A 20,451-nucleotide genomic window follows, 5' to 3' on the forward strand; every position below is an offset into this window, starting at 1 on the left:
AATCGAGCGTGAAACGGGACGTCCGTCCGGTGTGCAGCGCACCCGGATCGTGGCATGAGGCCGTCAGCCACGCGACCGACCTTTGTGATGGCTTGACGACGCGCGTCCGGGACCGGACCCGTCTGTTGGGGGAAGACCGGAATGCGCCTTACTCATCCCAACCGCGGTGCGATGGCGGCCGTGCTGGTGTCCGTCATCGGCTTCGGCCTCGGCGGATGCGACGCCCTCGACTCGATCAATCCCTTCGCCGAGAAGTACAAGCCCGAGGTCATCCCGGACGTTCCCGCCGACAAGCTCTACAGCGAGGGCCTGGCGCGGATGGAGGACAAGGACTACGAGGGCGCCTCGAAGAAGTTCGGCGAGCTCGATAAGGCCTACAGCTACTCCGACTGGTCGCGCAAAGCGCTGCTGATGACGGCCTACGCCAATTACGAGGGCGCGAAGTACGACGACGCCATCAACGCCTCGAAGCGCTACCTCCAGCGCCACCCGGCGAGCAAGGATGCGGCCTACGCCCAGTACCTGATGGCGATGTCGCACTACAAGCAGATCCCCGACGTCACCCGCGACCAGGACCGGTCCGAGAAGGCCCTCGCCGGCCTGCAGGAACTCGTCCAGAAATATCCGACCTCCGAATACGCGGCCGACGCCAAGGCCAAGATCCAGATCACCCGCGACCAGCTCGCCGGCAAGGAGATGGAGGTCGGGCGCTTCTACCTCGAGCGCCGCAACTTCCCGGCCGCGATCAACCGGTTCCGCGACGTGGTGAGCAAGTACCAGACGACCCGGCACGCCGAGGAGGCCCTTGAGCGCCTGACCGAGGCCTACATGGCCCTCGGCCTGACCCAGGAGGCGCAGACCGCCGCCGCCGTGCTCGGGCACAACTTCCCCGACAGCCCCTGGTACAAGGACGCCCACGCGCTCCTGCAGAACGGGGGCCTGGAGCCGCGCGAGGAGAAGACCTCCTGGCTCAGCAAGGTCTATCGCGGCGTCATCGGGCGCACCGCCGAGGCCCAGTAGGCCGGCGCGTTCCACGACCTGTCGAGTGCCGCTTTGCTGCTCCCCAAGGGGGGCGGCATCTTTTTGCGTGAAGCCGGCGGCACTTCGCCGTACACACGGCGCCAGCGTTCACAACGGGACCTCAGGCGCGGCATGCTGAGCCAGCTCGCGATCCGCGACATCGTTCTCATCGACAAGCTCGTCCTGAACTTTCGCGAGGGCCTCAGCGTCCTGACCGGCGAGACGGGCGCGGGCAAGTCGATCCTGCTCGACGCCTTCGCGCTGGCGCTGGGCGGGCGCGGCGACGGCCGCCTCGTGCGGCACGGGGAAGGACAGGGCGCCGTCACCGCCGTGTTCGACGTGCCCCTCGACCACCCGGCCCGGGCGCTCGCCGCGCAGGCCGAGATCGACACCGAGGGCGACCTCATCCTGCGCCGGGTGCAGATGGCGGACGGGCGCACCCGCGCCTTCGTCAACGACCAGGCCGTCGGCGTCCAGGTGCTGCGGGCCATCGGCGCGGCCCTCGTGGAGATTCACGGCCAGCACGACGACCGGGCGCTCGCCGATCCCACCACCCACCGCGCCATCCTGGACGCCTTCGGCGGCCTCCAGGGCCCGCTGACCCAGGTCGCGGACGCGGCCAGGCGCGTGAAGGGGGCCCGGTCCGCCCTGTCCGAGCACCGGGCCCGGGTCGATGCCGCCGCCAAGGAGTCCGACTTCCTGCGCCACGCCGTGGCCGAACTGGAGACCCTTGCGCCGGAGCCGGGCGAGGAGACCACCCTGGCCGAGCGCCGCACGGTGATGCAGCAGAGCGAGAAGGTCGCCCGCGAGCTGAACGAGGCGATCGAGGCCTCGGGCGGCCCGATCGTCTCCCACCTCTCCTCGGCCCTGCGCAAGCTCGAGCGGCGGGCGGCGCAGCTGCCGGCCCTGGTCGAGCCCTGCGTCGCCGCCCTCGACACGGCCCTGACCGCCCTCGACGAGGCCCACTCCATCCTCGACGTCGCCCTGCGCGAGGCCGAGTTCGATCCGCGTGAGCTGGAGCGGGTGGAGGAGCGGCTGTTCGCGCTGCGGGCCGCCTCGCGCAAGTACCAGGTGCCGGTCGACGACCTCGCGGCCCTGCGCGAGCGCTACGCCGCGGACGTCGCCGCCATCGATGCCGGCGAGGAGGCCCTGGGCGGGCTGGAGGCCACGCTGGCCGCCGCCGAGGCCGCCTACGCGAAGGCGGCCGCCAAGCTCACCGAGGGGCGCAAGCGCGCGGCCAAGGCCCTCGACGCGGCGGTGAAGGCCGAATTGCCGCCGCTCAAGCTGGAGCGGGCCCGCTTCATCACCGAGATCGCCACCGATCCGGAATCCCGCGACGCGTCCGGCTACGACCGGGTCGAGTTCTGGGCCCAGACCAACCCGGGTACGCGCCCGGGGCCGATGATGAAGGTCGCGTCCGGCGGCGAGCTTTCCCGCTTCATGCTCGCCCTGAAGGTGGTGCTCGCCGACAAGGGCTCCGCCCCCACCCTGATCTTCGACGAGATCGACACCGGCGTCGGCGGCGCGGTGGCGGATGCGATCGGCGCCCGGCTCGGGCGCCTCGCCACCCGGGTGCAGGTGGTGGCCGTGACCCACGCACCGCAGGTGGCTGCGCGGGCGGAGACGCATTTCCTGATCGCCAAGGACCCCGTCAAGGGCAGCGACCGGGTCGCGACCCGGGTCGCCTCCCTCGAAGCGCCGGCCCGGCGCGAGGAGATCGCCCGCATGCTCGCCGGCGCCACCGTGACCGACGAGGCCCGCGCCGCGGCCGCCCGCCTGCTCCAGTCCGCCGACGCCTGACGGCCGGGCAAGAGCCTTTTGAGACAAGAGCCTGTCGTTACAAGAGCCTGTCGTTAACGGTCTCTTAACCATGTTCGCCGACACTGAATGAACGGCGAGTGCGCTCCGATTCGGCGCCGGCGTTGGATCGCTCGAACGAGGGACTGAGACGTTGGACCAGAGAGTTTGCGACGGCGAGATGCGGGAGGACACGGCGCATGCCTGTCAGCCCAACCTGCCCGACGACACGCGGTATCGTCTCGGGATAGCCCTGCGCTCGATCTACGAAGAGACCTGCGACACCCTGCCGATCCCCGACGGCCAGATCGACCTTCTGCTGCGCCTGCGGCACAAGGAGCGGGACCGGCGGCGCCTCGACTGAGGTTCCGACCGGCGTCCGCTACCAGCGCCGCGCGTTCGGCTGACGCTTGTACTCGGCGGCACGGATCTGGGTCAGCACCCGGTCCAGCCTGAGGAGCAGGGCCTGCTCGTCGGCGGCGGCCTGGTCGACCGCTTCCTGGCCGGGGCCGAACTGCCGGCGCAGCTGCACCAGCGACAATTGCCGCTCCAGATCCTCGCGCTGCGCATGCAGGTCGAGGAAGGCGGCCTCGTCGGCGTCGATTGTGCTCGTTGGCTCCGTCACGGCTCGTCACCTTCTTTCGCCGGTCCGGAACCGGCGACGGTGATCAACGCACGACATCTCGAAACCGTGCCGCGCCCGCGCGCAGGATCAGCGAAAGCCGCCGACGCGCCGGTCGCGCTTGCGCTCGGCCGCCGGCTGGTAGGCGATCTGCGCGTGGGTGGTGCAGTAGGGCAGGCCGGTGATCGAGCGGTCGCCGCAATAGTGGAAGTCGGGCGAGGTCGGGTCGCCGATGGGCCAGCGGCACATCGATTCCCGCAGGTCCATGATCGTTACGCGACGCGAGATCGTCAGGGCGACGGGGGCCACCACGGCCGGCGGGGCCGGAGGAGCCTCGAAGGTGGCGGGCGTCCCGTCGATCTCGGCCGCCACGGCCGACGCCACGACCTCGAGTTCCACCTCACGCACGACCTTGCGGGGCGAGACGCCGGGCGTCTCGGCCGACTTCACGCGGCCCGACAGGCCGAGCCTGTGCACCTTGCCGATGACCGCGTTGCGGGTCACCCCGCCGAGCTGCGTCGCGATCTGGCTGGCGCTCAGGCCGTCTTCCCACAGCCGGCGCAGGAGATCGACCCGCTCATCCGACCAACCCGGGACCGTTTCCGTCATAGCCCCCTCCGAAATCGCCCGCATCCGCCCGTTCCGCTCACGAGATGCCCCTGCACCGGGCCTGCGGCGCGGACATCGGGACGTCATCGATGATGGGCAGCGGCCCCCCGGCCGTCGATCTGCGAACCGTACAGGAGGCCGAGACGCGGAGGCAAGTGCAGCCGGGACGACGGCCCGGCACCCCGTTCACCTGTCCACCGGCAAAGGCCGGGCGGTCCTGCGCCGGCCGGCCTCGCCCGTCCGGCCCGGATGAGCTAGAGCGGCGGCTCCATCCGGCCCGTGCTACCCCATTTCCGAGAGCGTCCATGACCGCCCTGCCGCCCATCGCCGTCTTCGATCTCGACGGGACCCTCGCCGAGACCGCCGGCGACCTCATCGGCACCCTCAACGTGATCCTGCGCCGGGAGGGCCTCCAGGCGCTGCCGCTCGAACAGGCCCGGGACATGATCGGGGCGGGGGCCAAGGCCCTGATCCAGCGCGGCTTCACCACGGCCGGCGAACCGCTCTCGACCGAGCGGTTGGAAGCGCTGTTCTCGGACTTCATCGCCCATTACGGCGACCATCTCTGCGAGCAGTCGCACCTGTTCCCCGGCGTGGTCGAGGCGCTGGACGCCCTTCGGGCCCGCGGCTTCCTCCTCGCCGTCTGCACCAACAAGTACGAGGGCCAGGCCGTGCGCCTGCTCGGCCTCCTGGGCATCGCCGACCGCTTCGCGACGATCTGCGGCCGCGAGACCTTCCCCTACTTCAAGCCGGATCCGCGCCACATCACCCTGACGGTCGAGCGGGCCGGTGGCGATCCGGCCCGGGCCGTGATGGTGGGGGATTCCCGTGCCGACATCGACGCCGCCAAGGCGGCCGGCATTCCCGTGGTGGCCGTGCCCTTCGGCTACACCGACCTGCCGGTGACGGAACTCGGTCCGGATCGGGTCATCGCCCATTTCGACGAGCTCGGCGCCGCCGTGGAGGCCCTGGTGGCGGCCGCCTGAAGGAACATGGTGGATCGCCGCACGAAAAAGGGCCGCCCCTCGGGGGCGACCCTTCCTTCGTTCAGTTCGGCGTGCGCCGCTCAGTTGATGCGGTCGGCGAGGTTGGCCGAGTGGGCGTGCTCGCCGGCGATGTAGGGCAACGCCTGGTTGGCGAACTCACGACCCTGCGCGCTGTCGCCGTTGCGGGCATAGGAGGCGTAGAGGCCGAGGGTGCGGGCATCCGAATTGGCCTGCTGGTCGACATAGGCGCGGTCGAAGTCGCGGCCCGGGCGGGCGGACTTCAGGCGGTCGATGCGGCCCTGGCCCTCGGCGCCGATGGCGACGCGACGGCCCGGCTCGGAGGGGCTGTTGTCCACGAGGCCGACGCCGCCGAGGACGCCGCCGACGACGCGCTGGGCGATCGTGGCCGAGATCGTCACCGGGGCGAGCACCACGCCGACCGGGTTGTCGAGGCGGGTCTCGAAGGGCTGGGTGTCGGAGACGACGGTGCCGCCGGCGGTCAGCGAGGTGCCCTCGGGCAGCAGCGCCTGGGTGGTGGCCTTACGCTCGACGAGGACGTTGTGGGCGTACTGGCGGACGCGCGGGTTGCGCGAGCGCTCCAGGGCGATGCGGCTCGACTCGATGCTGACGGCGTCCGAACGCAGGGCGGCGGCGCGGAAGTCGGAGGTGTCGGTCACGGCCGGCTGGTTGCCGTCGAACTGCGGCGCCACGCGGAAGGACAGGGGCTCCTGGGCGAGCGCCGGGGTGGCGAGGGCGGCGACCGACAGGCCGAGGGCGGCGAGAAGGGACTTGTTCATGGCGGGTTCTCTTTCCGGGGTGCCCGAACGGCACCATTCTTGGGAATCGTTTGCGGTGCGGCAACACGTGGCCGGACCGGGCGTTCCACCCTGCGTCGCATTGGAGCCTTGCGTTTCGGGGGGTGTCATTCGGCGTCGCCGACTCCAACGCGGGCCCGTTCCGTGCGGTGGGTGCGGGGTCGAGGGCTAGATGAAACGCATCGGGCGGCGGTTGTACCGCGAGGCTCCGGACCCGAGCCCGACAGGATGGCGTCCGATAGGATCGAACCCGGAATGACCGAACCTCGCCCGCTCTTCGACGACCTGACCCGCTTCCACCTCGCCCGCGAGATCGAGCGCTGGGGCTGGTCGATTGGGGCGCATACCTACGGTGACCCGCGGGTGCTGGAGGCGGGCCTCGCCGGCCTGACCATCGGGCGCTTCTGCTCCATCGGGCCGAGCGTCACGATCGCGCTGGGCAACCACCGCACCGACCTCGTTACTACCTATCCGTTCCGGGCCATCGCCGGGATCGTCGGCGGCGGACCCTGGGCGCCGGCCCTGGAGGCGGGACCGGACCATGACAGCCGCGGCGACGTGGTGATCGGGGACGAGGTCTGGCTCGGGGCGAACAGCACCGTCCTGTCGGGCGTCACCATCGGCACCGGCGCGGTCGTCGGGGCGGGCGCCGTGGTGCGGCGCGACGTGCCGCCCTACGCGATCGTGACCGGCAACCCGGCCGCAATCCTCCGCCACCGCTTCAACGAAGCGACCGTCGCGCGGCTGCTGCGGACGAACTGGTGGGCCTGGCCCGACGCGCGGATCGCCGCCTACCTGCCCCTGATCCTGGGCACCGACATCGCCGCCTTCCTCGAGCGGGCCGAGGCGGAGGCGGCGTCCGATGCCGCGCTCAATGCGCCTCCTCCCAGTTCAGGGCGGCGCGGGCCTCGACCACCAGCGGCACCCGCAGGGTCAGGGCGGGGGCGGGGGCGTCGACCATGATGCGGGTGATCACCGGCAGGGCCTTCGCCACCTCGTCCTCGGGGGCCTCGAACACGAGTTCGTCGTGCACCTGCAGGAGCATGCGCACGTTGAGGCGCTCGGCCCGGAGCGCCGCCTCCATGCGGATCATCGCCCGGCGGATGATATCGGCGGCCGAGCCCTGGATCGGGGCGTTGATGGCCTGACGCTCGACGGAGGCGCGCTCGTTGGGGTTGTTCGAGCGGATCTGCGGATAGTGGCAGACCCGGCCGAACAGGGTGGTGACGTAGCCGAGGTCGCGGCAACGGCGCTTGGTGTCGTCGATATAGGCGCGGATGCCGGGGAAGCGCTCGAAATACTGCTTGATGAAGGCCCCGGCCTCCTCCCGGCCGATGCCGAGGCGGTCGGCGAGACCGAAGGCCGAGATGCCGTAGATGATGCCGAAGTTGATGGTCTTGGCGCGCCGGCGCAGGTCCGGCGTCATCTCGGCCAGCGGCACGCCGAACATGGCGCTGGCGGTGGCCGCGTGGATGTCGATGCCGTCCTCGAAGGCCTGGCGCAGCTGCGGGATGTCGGCGATGTGGGCGAGGAGGCGCAGCTCGATCTGGCTGTAATCGGCCGAGATCAGGCGGTTGCCCTCCGCGGCCACGAAGGCGCGGCGGATGCGGCGGCCTTCCTCCGTGCGGATCGGGATGTTCTGCAGGTTCGGCTCGGAGGAGGAGAGCCGGCCGGTGGTGGTGGCGGCCAGCGAGAACGAGGTGTGGACCCGGTCGGTCTCGCGGTCGGCATGCTGCTGCAGCGAATCCGTATAGGTGGATTTCAGCTTGGCGAGCTGGCGCCATTCGAGGATCTTCTTGGGCAGCGGATGCCCGGCCTGGGCCAGTTCCTCGAGCAGGGTCGCGGGCGTCGCCCACTGGCCCGAGGGGGTCTTCTTGGCGCCGGGCAGCCCCATCTTGCCGAACAGGATGTCGCCGATCTGCTTCGGGGACGAGACCTGGAATCGCTCGCCCGCATCCTCCTGGATCTCCTCCTCGAGCCGCACGAGGATCTGGGAGAAGTCGCCGGACAGCCGGCTCAGCATGTTGCGGTCGACGCGGATGCCCTCCGCCTCCATCCGGGCGATCACCGGCACCAGCGGGCGTTCCAGGGTCTCGTAGACCGCCACGCGCTTCTCGGCCACGAGGCGCGGCTTCATCATCCGCCACAGGCGCAGGGTGACGTCGGCATCCTCGGCGGCGTAGGCGGTGGCCTTGTCCAGGGCCACCCGGTCGAAGGTGATCTTGGCCCGGCCGGTGCCGGCCACGTCCGAGAAGGTGATGGGCTGGTGGCCGAGATGGCGGCGAGCGAGCTCGTCCATGCCGTGCCCGCCCTTGCCGGCATCGAGCACGTAGGAGATCAGCATGGTGTCGTCGAAGGGCGCCACCCGGATGCCGGAGCGCGACAGGACGGCGAGATCGTATTTCAGGTTCTGGCCGACCTTGAGTACGCCCGGATTCTCCAGGAGGGGCTTCAGCCGGGCGATCGCCACCTTCGCGTCGATCTGGCCCGCGGCCGGCTGGAACACGTCCGTCGCCGCCTTGGCGTCGCCGAACAGGTCGCTGCCGTCGGTGCCCGTCACGGGCTCGACGTGCCGGAGGGGGATGTAGGCGGCGCGCCCCGGTGCCACGCAGAGGGAGACGCCGACGAGGTTGGCGTTGTTGGCGTCCAGCGAATCCGTCTCGGTGTCGACCACGATGACGCCGGCCTCCTCGGCCTCGGCGATCCAGGCGTCGAGCTGCTCCGCGGACCCGATCGTCTCGTAGGCGGCCGTGTCGAAGGGCTTGACCGATTCCGCCGCCCGCGCCGCCACCAGGCCGGCGGGGGTCGGCTCGGAGGGGCCGCGGGGCTTGGGCGCCGCGTCGGGCAGGCCGAGATCGGCGAAGGGATCGACCTCGCCGCTCGGCGCGCCGGACGCGGTCTCGGGATCGAGGGGGACGGGGTCGCCGAGCCCGTTGGGAAGAATCGGCGCGTCGAGGGAGAACGGCGCGTCGGGCGCGGGCTCGCGGTTCGGCAGCAGGGCCGGGTCGGGCTGCACCGCCTCCGGGTCGACATGGAGCATCTGGGCGATGCGCCGGGTCAGGGTGTTGAACTCCATGGCTTTCAGGAAGCCCACGAGCTTCTGCGGGTCGGGCTTGGGCAGGCGCAGGTCGTCGAGCGGCACCGGAACCGGCACGTTCTCCTCCAGCGCCACCAGCTGTCGCGAGAGCCGGGCCTGATCGATACTGGCGAGCAGGGTCTCGCGGCGCTTGGGCTGCTTGATCTCGGCGGCGCGCTCCAGGAGGGCGTCGAGGCTGCCGTATTCCTTGATCAGGGCGGCTGCGGTCTTCAAGCCGATGCCGGGCACGCCCGGCACGTTGTCCGAGGTGTCGCCGATGAGCGCCAGGGCGTCGCCGATCTGCTCAGGGGTCAGGCCCTCCCACTTGGCGATGATCGCCTCGCGGTCGAGGTTGCGCTCGGGGCGGTAGCCGGGCTTGCCCTTGGCGCCGGATTCGAAGTCGTAGAACCGGACCAGGGGACCGACGAGCTGCATCAGGTCCTTGTCGGAGGAGACGATGATGACGCCGGCCCCGCGCGCCTCGGCCTGGCGCGAATAGGTGGCGATGAGGTCGTCGGCCTCGTAGCGGATGAGCTCGATCGGCTGCAGGCCGAAGGCCCGCACGGCGTCGCGCATCAGCGGCATCTGCCGCTTGAGGTCGTCCGGCGCGTCCGGCCGGTGGCCCTTGTAGTCGGGGAACAGCTCCTTGCGGAACGAGCCCTCGGACTTGTCGAACACGATGGCCAGGTGCGTCGGCATCACTCCCGCCGCCCCCTCCTGCACGAACTGGGCGATCTTGGTGCAGAACAGCCGCACCGCCCCGGTGGGCAGACCGTCCGAGGGCCGGGTGTTGTACTTCTGGTCCTGGTTGATCGACTGGAAGTAGGCCCGGAAAATGAACGACGAGCCGTCGACCAGAATGATCTGGTCGCCAGGGCCGACGGGAGCATTGGAATCAACAGGGGTCATCGGCCACGCAGATTCGATAGGGGGATTTGGTCAAATGCCGATCTCATGAGGCCGTCGACGCAAGCTCGATTCGGCATACATCGACAAGCGTTTCAAGGCGCTCGGTCAGCGTGAACCAGACCATGTCGAGTTCAACCAGATGGTATCCGTGGCGATAGACGTTTCCCGCATCGGCGACCACACGCCATGGGATGTGCCGGTGCCGTGCCTTCGTCTCGGCCGAAGGGCGCCGGCTCGCTTCGGAAATGATTTCCAAGCAGCGGACGACCGCATAGACGGTTCGCTCGTCTGCCTCGAAAGTCTCGTAGGTCATGCCCTTCGTGAAGCGACGGCCCTTCTCAACATTCGCAATGATATCCTCGCATACCGCGCGTTCGCGTTCAGAAAGCATCGATCGCGTCGCGCTCAGCGTTCTGACGGATGCGCTCTTTTAAAGTTTCCCGGTTTGCAACATCGACGGCGACGGGGAACAAATCCTCAATGAAGTGTACGACGCCGACATAACCATAGACGTCACGCACGGTCTCGCGATCGAGGACGATCAGGACATCCACGTCACTCGTGGTCGTGGCATCGCCTCGCGCGACCGAGCCGAAGAGCGCCGCGTGACGCACACCGCGTTTCCGCAGCTCGCCCTCATGGGTTCGAAGAATATCGAGGGCGGCGCCACTATCCATCCGATGACCCTACCCGAAAACAGGGACTGGCTGAAGCGCTCCTTTCACCCCGCAGCCCCCACCGTATCCGCCATCCGGGCGTCGCGGGTGCCCAGCGGCTGCTCGGGGCCGCGGGTGGTGTCGGCCTCGGTCTGGTGTTCCATCTCGGCGTTGATCTCGGCGCCGATGAGCACGATCGTGGTCGAGATCCAGATCCAGGTCATGAAGCCGATCACGGCGCCCAGCGAGCCGTAGGTCTCGTTGTACTTGCCGAAATTGGCGACGTACCAGGAGAAGCCCAGCGAGGTGGCGAGCCAGCCCACGGCCGCCACGGCGCTGCCCCAGGTCACCCAGCGCCAGCGCGGCGCGTCGCGGCTGGGGCCGTAGCGGTAGAGCAGGGCGAGGCCGCCGAGCACGGCGGCGAGGAGCACCGGCCAGCGCAGGAGCGCGATGTACCAGGCCTCCGAACTCAGGCCGACGATGTTGATCGCCGCCGGCACCACCACGATGCCGACCAGCGCCAGGATGATGAACAGCAGCGCGCCGGCGGTGAAGGCGAGCGAGCGCAGGTTGAGCCAGACGAAGCTGCGCGTCTCGCGCTCCTCGTAGACGATGTTGAGGGCGGAGAAGACCGCCTTCATGCCGCCGTTGGCGCTCCACAGCGACAGGAGGATGCCGGTGAAGAAGGTCAGGCCGAGGGTGGTGTCGCCCTTGGCGGCGATGCGCTTGACCTGCTCGCCGATGATGTCGAGGGCGCCGGAGGGGATGACGCCCTGCAGGCTCTGCAGGTGCTCGTTGATGGTGGCCACGTCCGCCACCAGCCCGTAGCAGGAGACCAGGGCGGCGACGGCGGGGAAGATCGCCAGGAGCACGTAGAAGGTCACTCCCGCGGCGACCGAGACGATGTTGTTCTCCGAGACGTCGTGGAACACCCGCAGGCCGATGTCCTTCCAGCCCTTCGCCGGGATCTCGGACGGTGCGCGCGCGCCGCGGCCGCGCTCCGGCTCGCGCGCGGCCACGCGGCGGGCGTCGGCCCCCGCATGGGAGGGGGAGGGCCGGCGCGTCGGGTCCTTCGGCATCGCCCGGCCGGTCGCTGCTCCGCCCGTCCGGCGCGGAAGCGCGACGAAGCCGAGGAGCGCGGTGGCGAGGGCGACGGTCCAGAGGGTCGAGTTCCGGGTTTCGGTCGGAGTCCTGGTCTCGCCTGCACGGGGGGCAGACGAGCGCTCGTTACCTGATGTCATCGATCGTCCGTTCCGCCGAAGGGATCGTCATCGCAAAAGATGCTTGGCAAATGATGCCGGCGTTGCTCGACGCAACAAACGTTGCTTCGACAACAGGATGCGACGGCCAAGAGTTTCCTGGGTGCTCACGGAAAAGCGAGCAGACGGCGCGTTTCGGTCCGCTCGAACTTATTCCGCGAAACCCCGGTCCGACGGCGGGCGTTGTGCGTCGCGGCACCCGGGGCGACGCAGGGCGCGGAATTTCGGGCGCATCGTGGACGTGAGGGCCGATCGCGGCTTGCCCTCGTGGGCGCCGCGCGGCACGGCCGTTGAGGCCCCTGACCCCGACCCGGAGATTCCCGACCCGTGCCGCACGCGACAGAGCTGATCGCCATCATCGCCCTCGGCCTCGTGCTTGCCTTCGTGTGCGGAATGCTGGCCCAGCGCCTGCGCCTGCCGCCCCTCGTCGGCTATCTCCTCGCGGGCGTCCTGGTCGGCCCCTACACGCCGGGCTTCGTCGGCAACAGCCAGCTCGCCGGACAGCTCGCCGAGATCGGCGTGATCCTGCTGATGTTCGGCGTCGGCCTGCACTTCTCGATCAAGGACCTGATGGCGGTGCGCGCCATCGCGCTGCCGGGGGCCATCGTGCAGATCGTGGCGGCCACCGCCATGGGCGGCGCCCTGGCGCTGGGCTGGGGCTGGGGCCTCGGCGCGGGCCTGGTCTTCGGCCTCGCCCTGTCGGTGGCGAGCACCGTGGTGCTGCTGCGGGCGCTGGAGGAGCGCCGGCTCCTCGACAGCGACAAGGGCCGCATCGCGGTCGGCTGGCTCATCGTCGAGGACCTCGCGATGGTGCTCGCCCTGGTGCTGCTGCCGGCGCTGGCCCCCTCCCTGGGGGGCGACGGCGCGGGGGCCGCGCACCATGCCGGGGACGGCAACATCTGGCTGACCCTCGGGCTCACCCTGGCCAAGGTCGGGGTCTTCGCCGCCGTGATGCTGGTGGGCGGGCGGCGCTTCGTGCCCTGGCTCCTCGACCAGGCGGCGCGCACGGGCTCGCGGGAGCTCTTCACCCTGGCGGTATTGGCCCTGGCGCTCGGCATCGCCTTCGGCTCGGCCGAGCTCTTCGGCGTCTCCTTCGCGCTCGGCGCCTTCTTCGCCGGCATGGTGCTCGCCGAATCCGACCTCAGCCATCAGGCGGCGGCCGATTCCCTGCCCCTGCAGGACGCCTTCGCGGTGCTGTTCTTCGTCTCGGTCGGCATGCTGTTCGACCCCGGCATCCTGATCCGCGAACCGCTCTCGGTGCTGGCGGTGCTGGGCGTCATCCTCATCGGCAAGTCCCTGGCGGCGGTGGCGATCGTGCTCGCCTTCCGGCATCCGCTGGGCACCGCCCTCACCATCGCGGCGAGCCTGGCCCAGATCGGCGAGTTCTCGTTCATCCTCGTCAGCCTCGGCCTGTCCCTGAAGCTGCTGCCGGAGGAGGGGCGCGACCTGATCCTCGGCGGCGCCATCCTGTCGATCACCCTGAACCCGCTGTTCTTCGCCCTCACCGACTGGGTCGGGCGCAAGGTCGCCGAGCGCCCCAGCCTCGCCGCCCGCTTCGAGCGGAAAGGGGCGGCGGCCCTGGCGGTGACCGCCGAGGGCCCGCCCCATCGCGGCCACGCGATCATCGTCGGCTACGGCCGGGTCGGCAGCACCATCGGCAAGGCGCTGAAGGCCTGGGACCTGCCCTACATCGTCCTCGACCGCGACCGCCGCCGGGTGCTGGACCTGCGCCAGGAGGGCATCGAGGCGGTGTTCGGCGACGCCACCGCGCCGGGCATCCTCCAGGCCGCCGACATCGCCCAGGCCCGGCTGATCGTGGTGGCGACCCCGGAGGCGCACACGGCGCGGCGCATCGTCGAGCTCGCCCGGGAGATCCATCCGGACATCGACACCCTGGTGCGCGCCCACAACGACGGCGAGCGCCGCCACCTCGAGGAGCAGGGCGTCGGCCTCGTGCTGATGGCCGAGCGCGAACTCGCCTTCGGCATGACCCTCTACGCCCTGCGCAGCCTCGGCCTGAAGGAGGGCGAGGCCCGCATCTTCGTCGACAGCACCCGGGTCGAGAGCCGCTCCGCACCCATCGAGACCGCGATCGATCAGGTCACGCCGGAGCTGCGCCCCCACAAGGAGGAGGAGGCGTAGGCCTCAGGCGGCCAGGGACCGCCCGAGGTCGTGGACCCGGCGCAGGTCGTCCACGAAGGCCGCGTAGGCTTGCGCCTTGGCCTCGTCCGGCAGGCGCAGCAGGTAGGACGGGTGCACGGTGATGAAGCCCGCATAGGGTTTCTCGAACTGGGCCGGCCCGCGCGCCCGGGTGATCGGGATCGCCTTGCCGGTCAGGGCCAGGACGGCGGTGGCGCCCAGCGCCACGACGAGCTTCGGGGCGACGAAGTCGAGTTCCCGGTCGAGCCACCAGCGATAGTGGCTGACCTCGCCGGCGGTGGGCTTCTGGTGGATGCGGCGCTTGCCGCGCTCCTCGAACTTGAAATGCTTGACCGCATTCGTGAGGTAGGCCTCGCCCCGGTCGATCCCGGCCTCGGCCAGCGCCCGCGACAGCAGCTGCCCGGCGGGTCCGACGAAGGGGCGCCCCTGGCGGTCCTCCTGGTCGCCCGGCTGCTCGCCCACGAAGGCGATCGACGCGCCCACCGGCCCCTCGCCGAGGACGGCCTGGGTCGCCCCCGGCACCAGCGGTTCCGAGCGCCGGATGATGGCGTTGAGGGCCTCCAGCGAATCCGGGGCCTGGTCCGCCATGGCCGCGACGGCGCGGGCGGGGTTGCGCTTGACCGGCATCTGCGGCTCCCTCTCGATCATGGCGCCCGTGCGCGCCGCCGCCTGCCGGACGAGGCCCGGGATGGCGGCGGTCTCCGGCATGTTGCGCCAGTACTTCTTCGGCATCTCCGCCCGCATCGCGGCGAGGTTCGTCCGGGCGGGGTTGAACGTGCTCTCGTAGTAATCGCGCCAGCCCGCCTCGAAGCCGTCCTGGGCGGGTGCGTCCTCGCGTCGCCCCGGCGGCCCGAAGGTGAGCGCGCCGCCGTCCCAGCGGGCGGAGCCCTCCGGCGTCAGGATGGTCCAGTGGAGGCTGCGGAAGCGCTCGACGAAGAACGGCGCGGCGGCGCCCAGGATGTGGTGGTCCGGCTCGAACCAGGCGACGAAGCGCTCCGGCCCGTCGCCCTCCACCCGCCGGAAGCGCAGGAAGGCGTGCATCTTGTGCAGGTCGCGGGCGATGGCCTTGCGCATCCGCTCCAGGCGATGGACCAGCGGATCGCTCGACACCTCCAGCAGCCGGCGCTCGCCGTGCAGGATGCGCCAGATCAGGTCGTAGAGCAGGGCGTAGCGCTCGGGGTCGCGGTGGAGCACCACCCGGGCGACCATCTCGCCCACCCCGCGCGGCAGGCTCAAGGGGGCTTCGTCGGACGGGGCCGGGGCCGGCGACCCGAACAGCCCGGACGCCTCGCCGATGGACCACAGCACCCGCTCGGGGGGGACGCGCCGGCCGGCCAGACGCCGCGCGGCGGCGCGAAAGCCGTCGAGATCGGCCCCCGGGGCGAGGGCGACGGCCTCCAGCGCGCCGCTGGGCCCCCCGCCCTCCCCCGTCGCGGGGGGAGGGGCTGATCGGTGCGCGCCCGCCATCCTAGAAGAGCGACAATTGCTGCGGCGGGTCGGCGAGGCGGGCCCGCAGGTCGAGTCGGTCGGTGAGGCCGCCCGCCGGGTGATAGTCGGCCGCGATGAGGAAGGGCCGCGCCCGCTTCAGGGCCGAGGTCAGGCGGGCGACGTCGTCGAGGCGCAGGCGGGTGTGCCGGCGGGCCCGGATGATCTTGTCCACCGCCCGGGCGCCGAGGCCCGGCACCCGCAGCAGCATCTCGCGGTCGGCGGCGTTCACGTCGACGGGGAAGCGCGCCCGGTGCTTCAGGGCCCAGGCCAGCTTCGGGTCGATGTCGAGGGAGAGCATCCCGTCCTCGGTGGCGTCGGCCACGTCGTCGGGGGTGAAGGCGTAGTACCGCAGGAGCCAGTCGCCCTGGTACAGGCGGTGCTCGCGCTGGAGCGGAGGGGATTTCAGCGGCAGGATGCTCGAGCCGTCCGGGATCGGGCTGAAGGCGGAATAGTAGACCCGCTTGAGGTTGTAGGAGCCGTAGAGAAGCGCGCTCTTGCGGATCAGGGCCTCGTCCGTGGTGGCGTCGGCCCCGACGATGACCTGCGTCGACTGCCCGGCCGGGGAGAAGCGGCGCTTCTCGGCCTTGGCCTGCGTGATGCGCTCGCCGATCTGCGCGATGGCGTGCTGGATGACCGCGCCGTCCTTCTCGGGCGCCAGGCGCTCCAGGCTCGCCTCGGTGGGCAACTCGACGTTGATCGAGAGCCGGTCGGCGTAGAGGCCCGCCTCCTCGATCAGCCAGGGGCTCGCCTCCGGGATCGACTTCAGGTGGATGTAGCCGCGGAAACCGTGGTCGCGCCGCAGGGACTTGGCCACCCGCGTCAGCAGTTCCATGGTGTGGTCGGGCGACTTGATGATGCCCGAGGAGAGGAACAGCCCCTCGATGTAGTTGCGCTTGTAGAACTCCACCGTGAGGGTCACGACCTCCTCGACGGAGAACTTCGCCCGCTGGACGTTCGACGAGCGGCGGTTGACGCAGTAGGCGCAGTCGAACAGGCAGTAGTTCGTCAGCAGGATCTTCAGGAGCGAGATGCAGCGCCCGTCCGGCGTGTAGGCGTGGCAGATGCCGGCGCCGGTGGTCGAGCCGAGCTCGCCCTTGCCGGCCGTGCGCTTCGGCGCCCCGGAGGACGAGCACGAGGCGTCGTACTTGGCCGCATCGGCGAGGATGCGCAGCTTCTTGGCGAGCATTTCGTCCATGAGGAAGAGATGCGCCTCGTTCGCGGTTCGTTCAAGTTTTCGCGCGTGAATCCGGGCTTTCTCCGCCGCCGCGATGTCGCAGCCCGCACTTCGGAACCGGATCCGGACTAAGCGTCCGTCGCGAACGGATCGGGCTCGGGGTCGGCCTCGATCACCCGGCGGCCGAGGCCGTAGCCGAAGCCCGCCCGGGCCATGGCGGCGAGGTCGCGGTCGCGATGGGCCTCGCGGGTCCCGGGCCGGCGCCAGGGCCCGAGGCGCCGGCGCCGGGCATAGGCCCGGGCCGCTTCCTCCTCGAGGTCGACGCCCTCGTCCGCCGCCTCGCGCTCGTTCTCCATCGCGCTGGCCACCTGCTCGCGCGACACGCCCTTGGCGGCGAGCTTGGCCGACAGGGCGCGGGCGGAGGCGCCGCGCCGGCGCAGGGCCGCGAGGCGCCCGGCCGTGAAGCGGGCGTCGTCCACGAGGCCGGCGCCGACCGCACGGGCCACCGTCGCCTCGATCGCCTCGGCGAAGGCGCCCGCATCCTCGCCGCGCAGGCGGCAGCGCTTGTCGACGCGCCGCTTCAGGGTCTGCCGCAGCATTGCCACGGAGGCGCTGTAGCGTTCGAGGTAATGCAGGGCGGCCCGTTCGAGATAGGCGGGTGTGACGGGCGGCGGCGGTTTCACCTCGGCCCGGCCCTCCGGTTCGGCTCCGGTGGGGCGGCGGGACGCAACGTTTCGCGGTGTCATCGGTTCTTCACGATCCGGACGGGTTTCGGTCTCGCAGATATGGTGATCACGCTGGACAAAGGCTCGTTCCTGCCATGCCGGCTTTCCTCGTGAGACGCGAGTGGCTTCTCGTCCTCCTGGCCCTCGGCTTCGCCCTGGTGGCGGGGATGCTGGTCTACCTGTCGCGCCCGACCACGCTCACCGTGGCGGTCGGGCCCCGGGACGGCGCCGAGGCGACCCTGCTCCAGACCTACGCCCAGGCGCTTGCCCGGGGCCGCGAGGATGTCCGCCTCAAGCTCGACTTCTACGACGACGTGCGCGACAGCGCCGAGGCGCTCCAGCGCAACAAGGCCGACCTCGCCGTGGTGCGGCCCGACGTGCTCCTGCCCGATAACGGGCTGACCCTGGCGATCCTCCACGACGAGGCGCTGCTGATCGCCGCCCCCGAGGCGGCCGCCATCGAGAACTTCCCGGACCTGGCGCGCAAGCGCCTCGGCGTGGTCCAGCGCCACGCGGCCGACCTGCCGTTCCTGACGAACCTCCTGGGCTTCTACGACTTCACGGCCCAGCCGGCCTCCGAGCCGGCCCCCGAGGGCGGCCTCGGCCCGGCCCGGGTCGCCCTGGTGGCGCTCACCCCCCAGGAGGTCACCAGTGCCATCGCCGAGGGTCGCGTCGACGCGGTGGCGGTCATCGCCGCCCCGGCCTCGAAGGCGGCGATCTCGACGGTGCGCGCCGTCGAGGCCGCCTCCGCCGAGAAGAAGATCAACTTCGTCTCCGTGCCGGATGGCGGGGCGATCGTCCAGCGGATGCCGGAACTCCAATCCGTGACCATCCCGGCCGGCACCTTCGGCGGCCGCCCCAAGCGCCCGGAGGAGGACGTGAAGACGGTGGGCGCTTCCTATCGGTTGATGGCCCGCGGCGGCGTCAGCCGCTTCACCGTCGCCTCGGTGACCCAGCACCTGTTCGAGTGGCGCTCGAAGCTGGCGCCCCTCGCCCCCATCGCCAACCTGATGAAGGCGCCGGACTTCGACTCGACGGTGGCGGCCACCAGCGCCCGCCTGCCGAACCACCCCGGCGCGGTGGATTATTTCGAGCGCGAACAGCAGACGATGTTCGAGCGCTACGAGGATTACATCTATCTCCTGGCGTTCTTCGGCGGCACCGTCGGCTCGGGCGTCGCCTGGATCGCCCAGCGCCTCGCCCGCAAGCGCCGCGAGCGCATCGACGTCGTCCTCGACCGGCTCCTCGACATCCTGCGCGAGGTCCGCGCCGCCACCTGCAAGGCCGACCTCGACGGCCTCGTGCGCGAGACCGACGACCTCGTGGCCGACGTCGTCCAGCACGCCCGCGAGCGCAACATCGACAACCGCACCGTGAGCGCCCTCATCCTCGCCATCGACGCGGTCCATGCCGCGATCAACGACGAGCGACGCAACCTCGGCGAGACGGTGGAGGGCAACGGCCGCGCCGTGGACCACGCCCGCACCGCCCGCCTGCTGTCGCTGCACGCGCCGGCGGCGGAGTAGCCCTCAGTACCGGATCGTCCCCCGCAGGCCGACCACCGCCGCGTTGCGGATGCGGGCGCCGTTGGCGTCGCGCGGGTTCGGGATGCCGCCGGCGGGGCGGAACACGTACTGGAAGTCCGGTTGGAGCGTGACGCCGGGGCCGAGCACCGCCTGGTAGGTCGCCTCCAGCACCGCCTCGGCGCTGCGCCTCGGCAGGGCGACGCCGGTCTCCAGGATCGTGTCGACGTCGAGGCCGCGGGCCGCCGGGGAGATCCGGGAATAGCCGAAGGCGAGGCCCACCGTGTCGTCGGAGCGGCCGGGAAGCAGGCCCTTATAGGCGATGCCGACATCGGAGTAGAGATCGACGAGGCTGCGGTCGGCCGGGGAGGCGGAGGCGCGCAGGAACACGCTGGCGCCGTCGTTGGGGTCGTCGGGCTCGCGGTAGACGGTCTGGTCGATCAGGCCGTAGAGCCCGGCCTGTCCGCGGAAGCGGCGGGCGATGCCGCTGCTCTCCGGGGCGGCCAGGGAGGTGCCGGCGCCGTCGAAGCGCAGGCTGTCGAAGCGCCCGAAATGATACCAGCCGCCCAGCGTCACCGTCCCGGCCTCCCCGGTGCTGCCGGGTTCGATGTTGTAGGCGTAGGAGGCCTCGGCGATCACCAGGGCCGGGTCGTTCGTGCGGAAGTTGGTCCCCGTGCGGTTGCGGCGCTGCGGATCGGGATTCGCGTCGCCGCGCACCGGTCCGGCCGGATCGCCGTCGAACAGGCCGACCTGGAAGGACAGGTTGGCGTTGGGCACGTATTTCGCCCGCACCCCCGGCACCGCCAGGGGATAGATCGGCCCGCCGCTCGGGATCACCACGGCCATGTTGTTGGGCCAGCCGAAGGTGGAGTTCACGAACACCGTGCCGGTCTGGGTCACGGCGAACTCGGTGTCGGCGGCGATCTGCCCGAACTTCAGGCCGAACTGGTCGCCGAAGAGCTTCTGCTCGAACCACAGCTCGTAGATCCGCGACGACGGCAGGGCCTCGATGCCGCTGACCGTGACGAGGTTGCCCACCGCGCTGCGCGACAGGCCGGCGCCGTGGATCTGGAACAGGTTGGTGTGGAGCGCGCCCCCGGTCCAGCCGACCAGGGGCCCGAGATCCACATCCACCTCGAGGTCGAGCAGGCCTTCGTAGATGCCGCGCCGGCGCAGGCCGCCCGTGAGGTTGCCGAGGCTCTCGCCGATATAGGTCAGGCTGTAGGTGACGCCGCGCGCCCTCAGGAAGGCCCGGAAGCCGAAGGGATCGCCGGAGGGGCCGAGCTGGTCCTGGATCGAGGTGTCGAGGTTGGCGGACGGGCGCGACGAGGTCACCGACTGGGCGACCGAGGTCTGGGGGTCGCCGCCCGCGCCCCGGGGCGAACCGATGGCGAGCCCCTCCCGCGCGAGGCGCGCGGCCGTCTCGGCCGGCGTCTCGGCGCGGGCGGCACCCGCCAGCAGGCCGGCGAGCGCGAGGACGCCGCAGGGGATGGCCGCGCAGGGACGCCGCGGGCGGGGTCTGTTCGGTGATGGAGCCAAGCGTCGAGCGATCCGGGGCGCGGTCCCGCGCCACGCCCACCTCACCTTAGACGGATTGCGTGACGCCCAGGCAACCGTCCCGGCGGCGCCGGA

18 protein-coding genes are annotated in these 20,451 nt (G+C 70.9%); 7 read left to right on the forward strand and 11 right to left on the reverse strand.

The features are described from left to right. The first annotated feature begins 141 nt into the window (after positions 1-141). The 3 genes from ACXJY8_RS20090 (at position 142) to ACXJY8_RS20100 (ending at position 3,181) form a co-directional block, all read left to right on the forward strand. On the forward strand, positions 142-1,020 hold the full coding sequence (locus ACXJY8_RS20090) for an outer membrane protein assembly factor BamD (RefSeq protein WP_463772721.1): 879 nt from the start codon (positions 142-144) through the stop codon (positions 1,018-1,020). A 132-nt stretch (positions 1,021-1,152) separates the two neighbouring features. Next, complete coding sequence (gene recN / locus ACXJY8_RS20095) at positions 1,153-2,820, forward strand: DNA repair protein RecN (protein ID WP_463772723.1); 1,668 nt, start codon at positions 1,153-1,155, stop codon at positions 2,818-2,820. A gap of 151 nt (positions 2,821-2,971) precedes the next feature. Next, complete coding sequence (locus ACXJY8_RS20100; protein WP_463772725.1) at positions 2,972-3,181, forward strand: hypothetical protein; 210 nt, start codon at positions 2,972-2,974, stop codon at positions 3,179-3,181. 18 nt (positions 3,182-3,199) lie between these two features. Here the strand turns inward: ACXJY8_RS20100 and ACXJY8_RS20105 are convergent, their stop codons facing one another. Beyond that, entirely contained in the window at positions 3,200-3,442 is a 243-nt protein-coding gene (locus ACXJY8_RS20105) for a hypothetical protein (RefSeq protein WP_463772728.1), read from the reverse strand. Positions 3,443-3,529: 87 nt separating this feature from the next. After that, positions 3,530-4,048 (reverse strand): GcrA family cell cycle regulator, encoded by a 519-nt coding sequence (locus tag ACXJY8_RS20110; protein ID WP_463772734.1) that lies wholly within the window; start codon positions 4,046-4,048, stop codon positions 3,530-3,532. Positions 4,049-4,353: 305 nt separating this feature from the next. On the opposite strand from ACXJY8_RS20110, the gene gph reads away from it, so the two are divergent. Beyond that, positions 4,354-5,034: a phosphoglycolate phosphatase gene (gph, locus tag ACXJY8_RS20115; protein WP_463772738.1), complete on the forward strand. Its 681-nt coding sequence runs from the start codon at positions 4,354-4,356 to the stop codon at positions 5,032-5,034. Positions 5,035-5,114: 80 nt separating this feature from the next. On the opposite strand, the gene ACXJY8_RS20120 is transcribed toward gph, so the two are convergent. Next, positions 5,115-5,831 carry a DUF4142 domain-containing protein gene (locus ACXJY8_RS20120; RefSeq protein WP_463772741.1) on the reverse strand — a complete coding sequence of 239 codons (717 nt, stop codon included), beginning with the start codon at positions 5,829-5,831 and terminating at the stop codon, positions 5,115-5,117. 273 nt (positions 5,832-6,104) lie between these two features. Here ACXJY8_RS20120 and ACXJY8_RS20125 point away from each other — a divergent pair, with 273 nt between their 5' ends. Further along, on the forward strand, positions 6,105-6,812 hold the full coding sequence (locus ACXJY8_RS20125) for a CatB-related O-acetyltransferase (RefSeq protein WP_463772744.1): 708 nt from the start codon (positions 6,105-6,107) through the stop codon (positions 6,810-6,812). On the opposite strand, the gene polA is transcribed toward ACXJY8_RS20125, so the two are convergent. The 4 genes from polA to ACXJY8_RS20145 are packed head-to-tail and all read right to left on the reverse strand — an operon-like array spanning position 6,721 to position 11,731. After that, entirely contained in the window at positions 6,721-9,834 is a 3,114-nt protein-coding gene (polA, locus tag ACXJY8_RS20130) for a DNA polymerase I (protein ID WP_463772746.1), read from the reverse strand. The genes ACXJY8_RS20125 and polA overlap by 92 nt on opposite strands. Before the next feature lie 43 nt (positions 9,835-9,877). Beyond that, complete coding sequence (locus ACXJY8_RS20135; protein ID WP_463772748.1) at positions 9,878-10,225, reverse strand: HepT-like ribonuclease domain-containing protein; 348 nt, start codon at positions 10,223-10,225, stop codon at positions 9,878-9,880. After that, complete coding sequence (locus tag ACXJY8_RS20140) at positions 10,215-10,511, reverse strand: nucleotidyltransferase family protein (protein ID WP_463772751.1); 297 nt, start codon at positions 10,509-10,511, stop codon at positions 10,215-10,217. The genes ACXJY8_RS20135 and ACXJY8_RS20140 overlap by 11 nt, the downstream gene beginning before the upstream one ends. Positions 10,512-10,555: 44 nt before the next feature. Continuing rightward, positions 10,556-11,731, reverse strand: coding sequence for a YihY/virulence factor BrkB family protein (locus ACXJY8_RS20145; RefSeq protein ID WP_463772756.1), 1,176 nt, complete (start codon positions 11,729-11,731; stop codon positions 10,556-10,558). 345 nt (positions 11,732-12,076) lie between these two features. On the opposite strand from ACXJY8_RS20145, the gene ACXJY8_RS20150 reads away from it, so the two are divergent. Continuing rightward, positions 12,077-13,891, forward strand: coding sequence for a monovalent cation:proton antiporter-2 (CPA2) family protein (locus ACXJY8_RS20150; protein WP_463772759.1), 1,815 nt, complete (start codon positions 12,077-12,079; stop codon positions 13,889-13,891). 3 nt (positions 13,892-13,894) lie between these two features. Here the strand turns inward: ACXJY8_RS20150 and ACXJY8_RS20155 are convergent, their stop codons facing one another. The 3 genes from ACXJY8_RS20155 to ACXJY8_RS20165 all read right to left on the reverse strand — a co-directional run bounded on the left by ACXJY8_RS20155 (position 13,895) and on the right by ACXJY8_RS20165 (position 17,317). Beyond that, positions 13,895-15,376, reverse strand: a complete 1,482-nt coding sequence (locus ACXJY8_RS20155) for a UdgX family uracil-DNA binding protein (RefSeq protein ID WP_463772762.1) — start codon at positions 15,374-15,376, stop codon at positions 13,895-13,897. Between the two features lies 1 nt (position 15,377). Continuing rightward, entirely contained in the window at positions 15,378-16,592 is a 1,215-nt protein-coding gene (locus ACXJY8_RS20160; protein ID WP_463772764.1) for a putative DNA modification/repair radical SAM protein, read from the reverse strand. A gap of 107 nt (positions 16,593-16,699) precedes the next feature. Continuing rightward, positions 16,700-17,317, reverse strand: a complete 618-nt coding sequence (locus ACXJY8_RS20165) for a regulatory protein RecX (protein ID WP_463772766.1) — start codon at positions 17,315-17,317, stop codon at positions 16,700-16,702. Positions 17,318-17,391: 74 nt separating this feature from the next. On the opposite strand from ACXJY8_RS20165, the gene ACXJY8_RS20170 reads away from it, so the two are divergent. Next, positions 17,392-18,822: a TAXI family TRAP transporter solute-binding subunit gene (locus ACXJY8_RS20170; protein WP_463772768.1), complete on the forward strand. Its 1,431-nt coding sequence runs from the start codon at positions 17,392-17,394 to the stop codon at positions 18,820-18,822. Between the two features lie 3 nt (positions 18,823-18,825). Here ACXJY8_RS20170 and ACXJY8_RS20175 read toward each other — a convergent pair whose 3' ends face one another. Then, the gene (locus tag ACXJY8_RS20175; RefSeq protein ID WP_463772770.1) at positions 18,826-20,358 is read right to left on the reverse strand and encodes a carbohydrate porin; all 1,533 of its coding nucleotides are present in this window, start codon (positions 20,356-20,358) and stop codon (positions 18,826-18,828) included. Positions 20,359-20,451 lie beyond the last annotated feature (93 nt).

This window comes from Methylobacterium sp. TK31 (assembly GCF_055361545.1).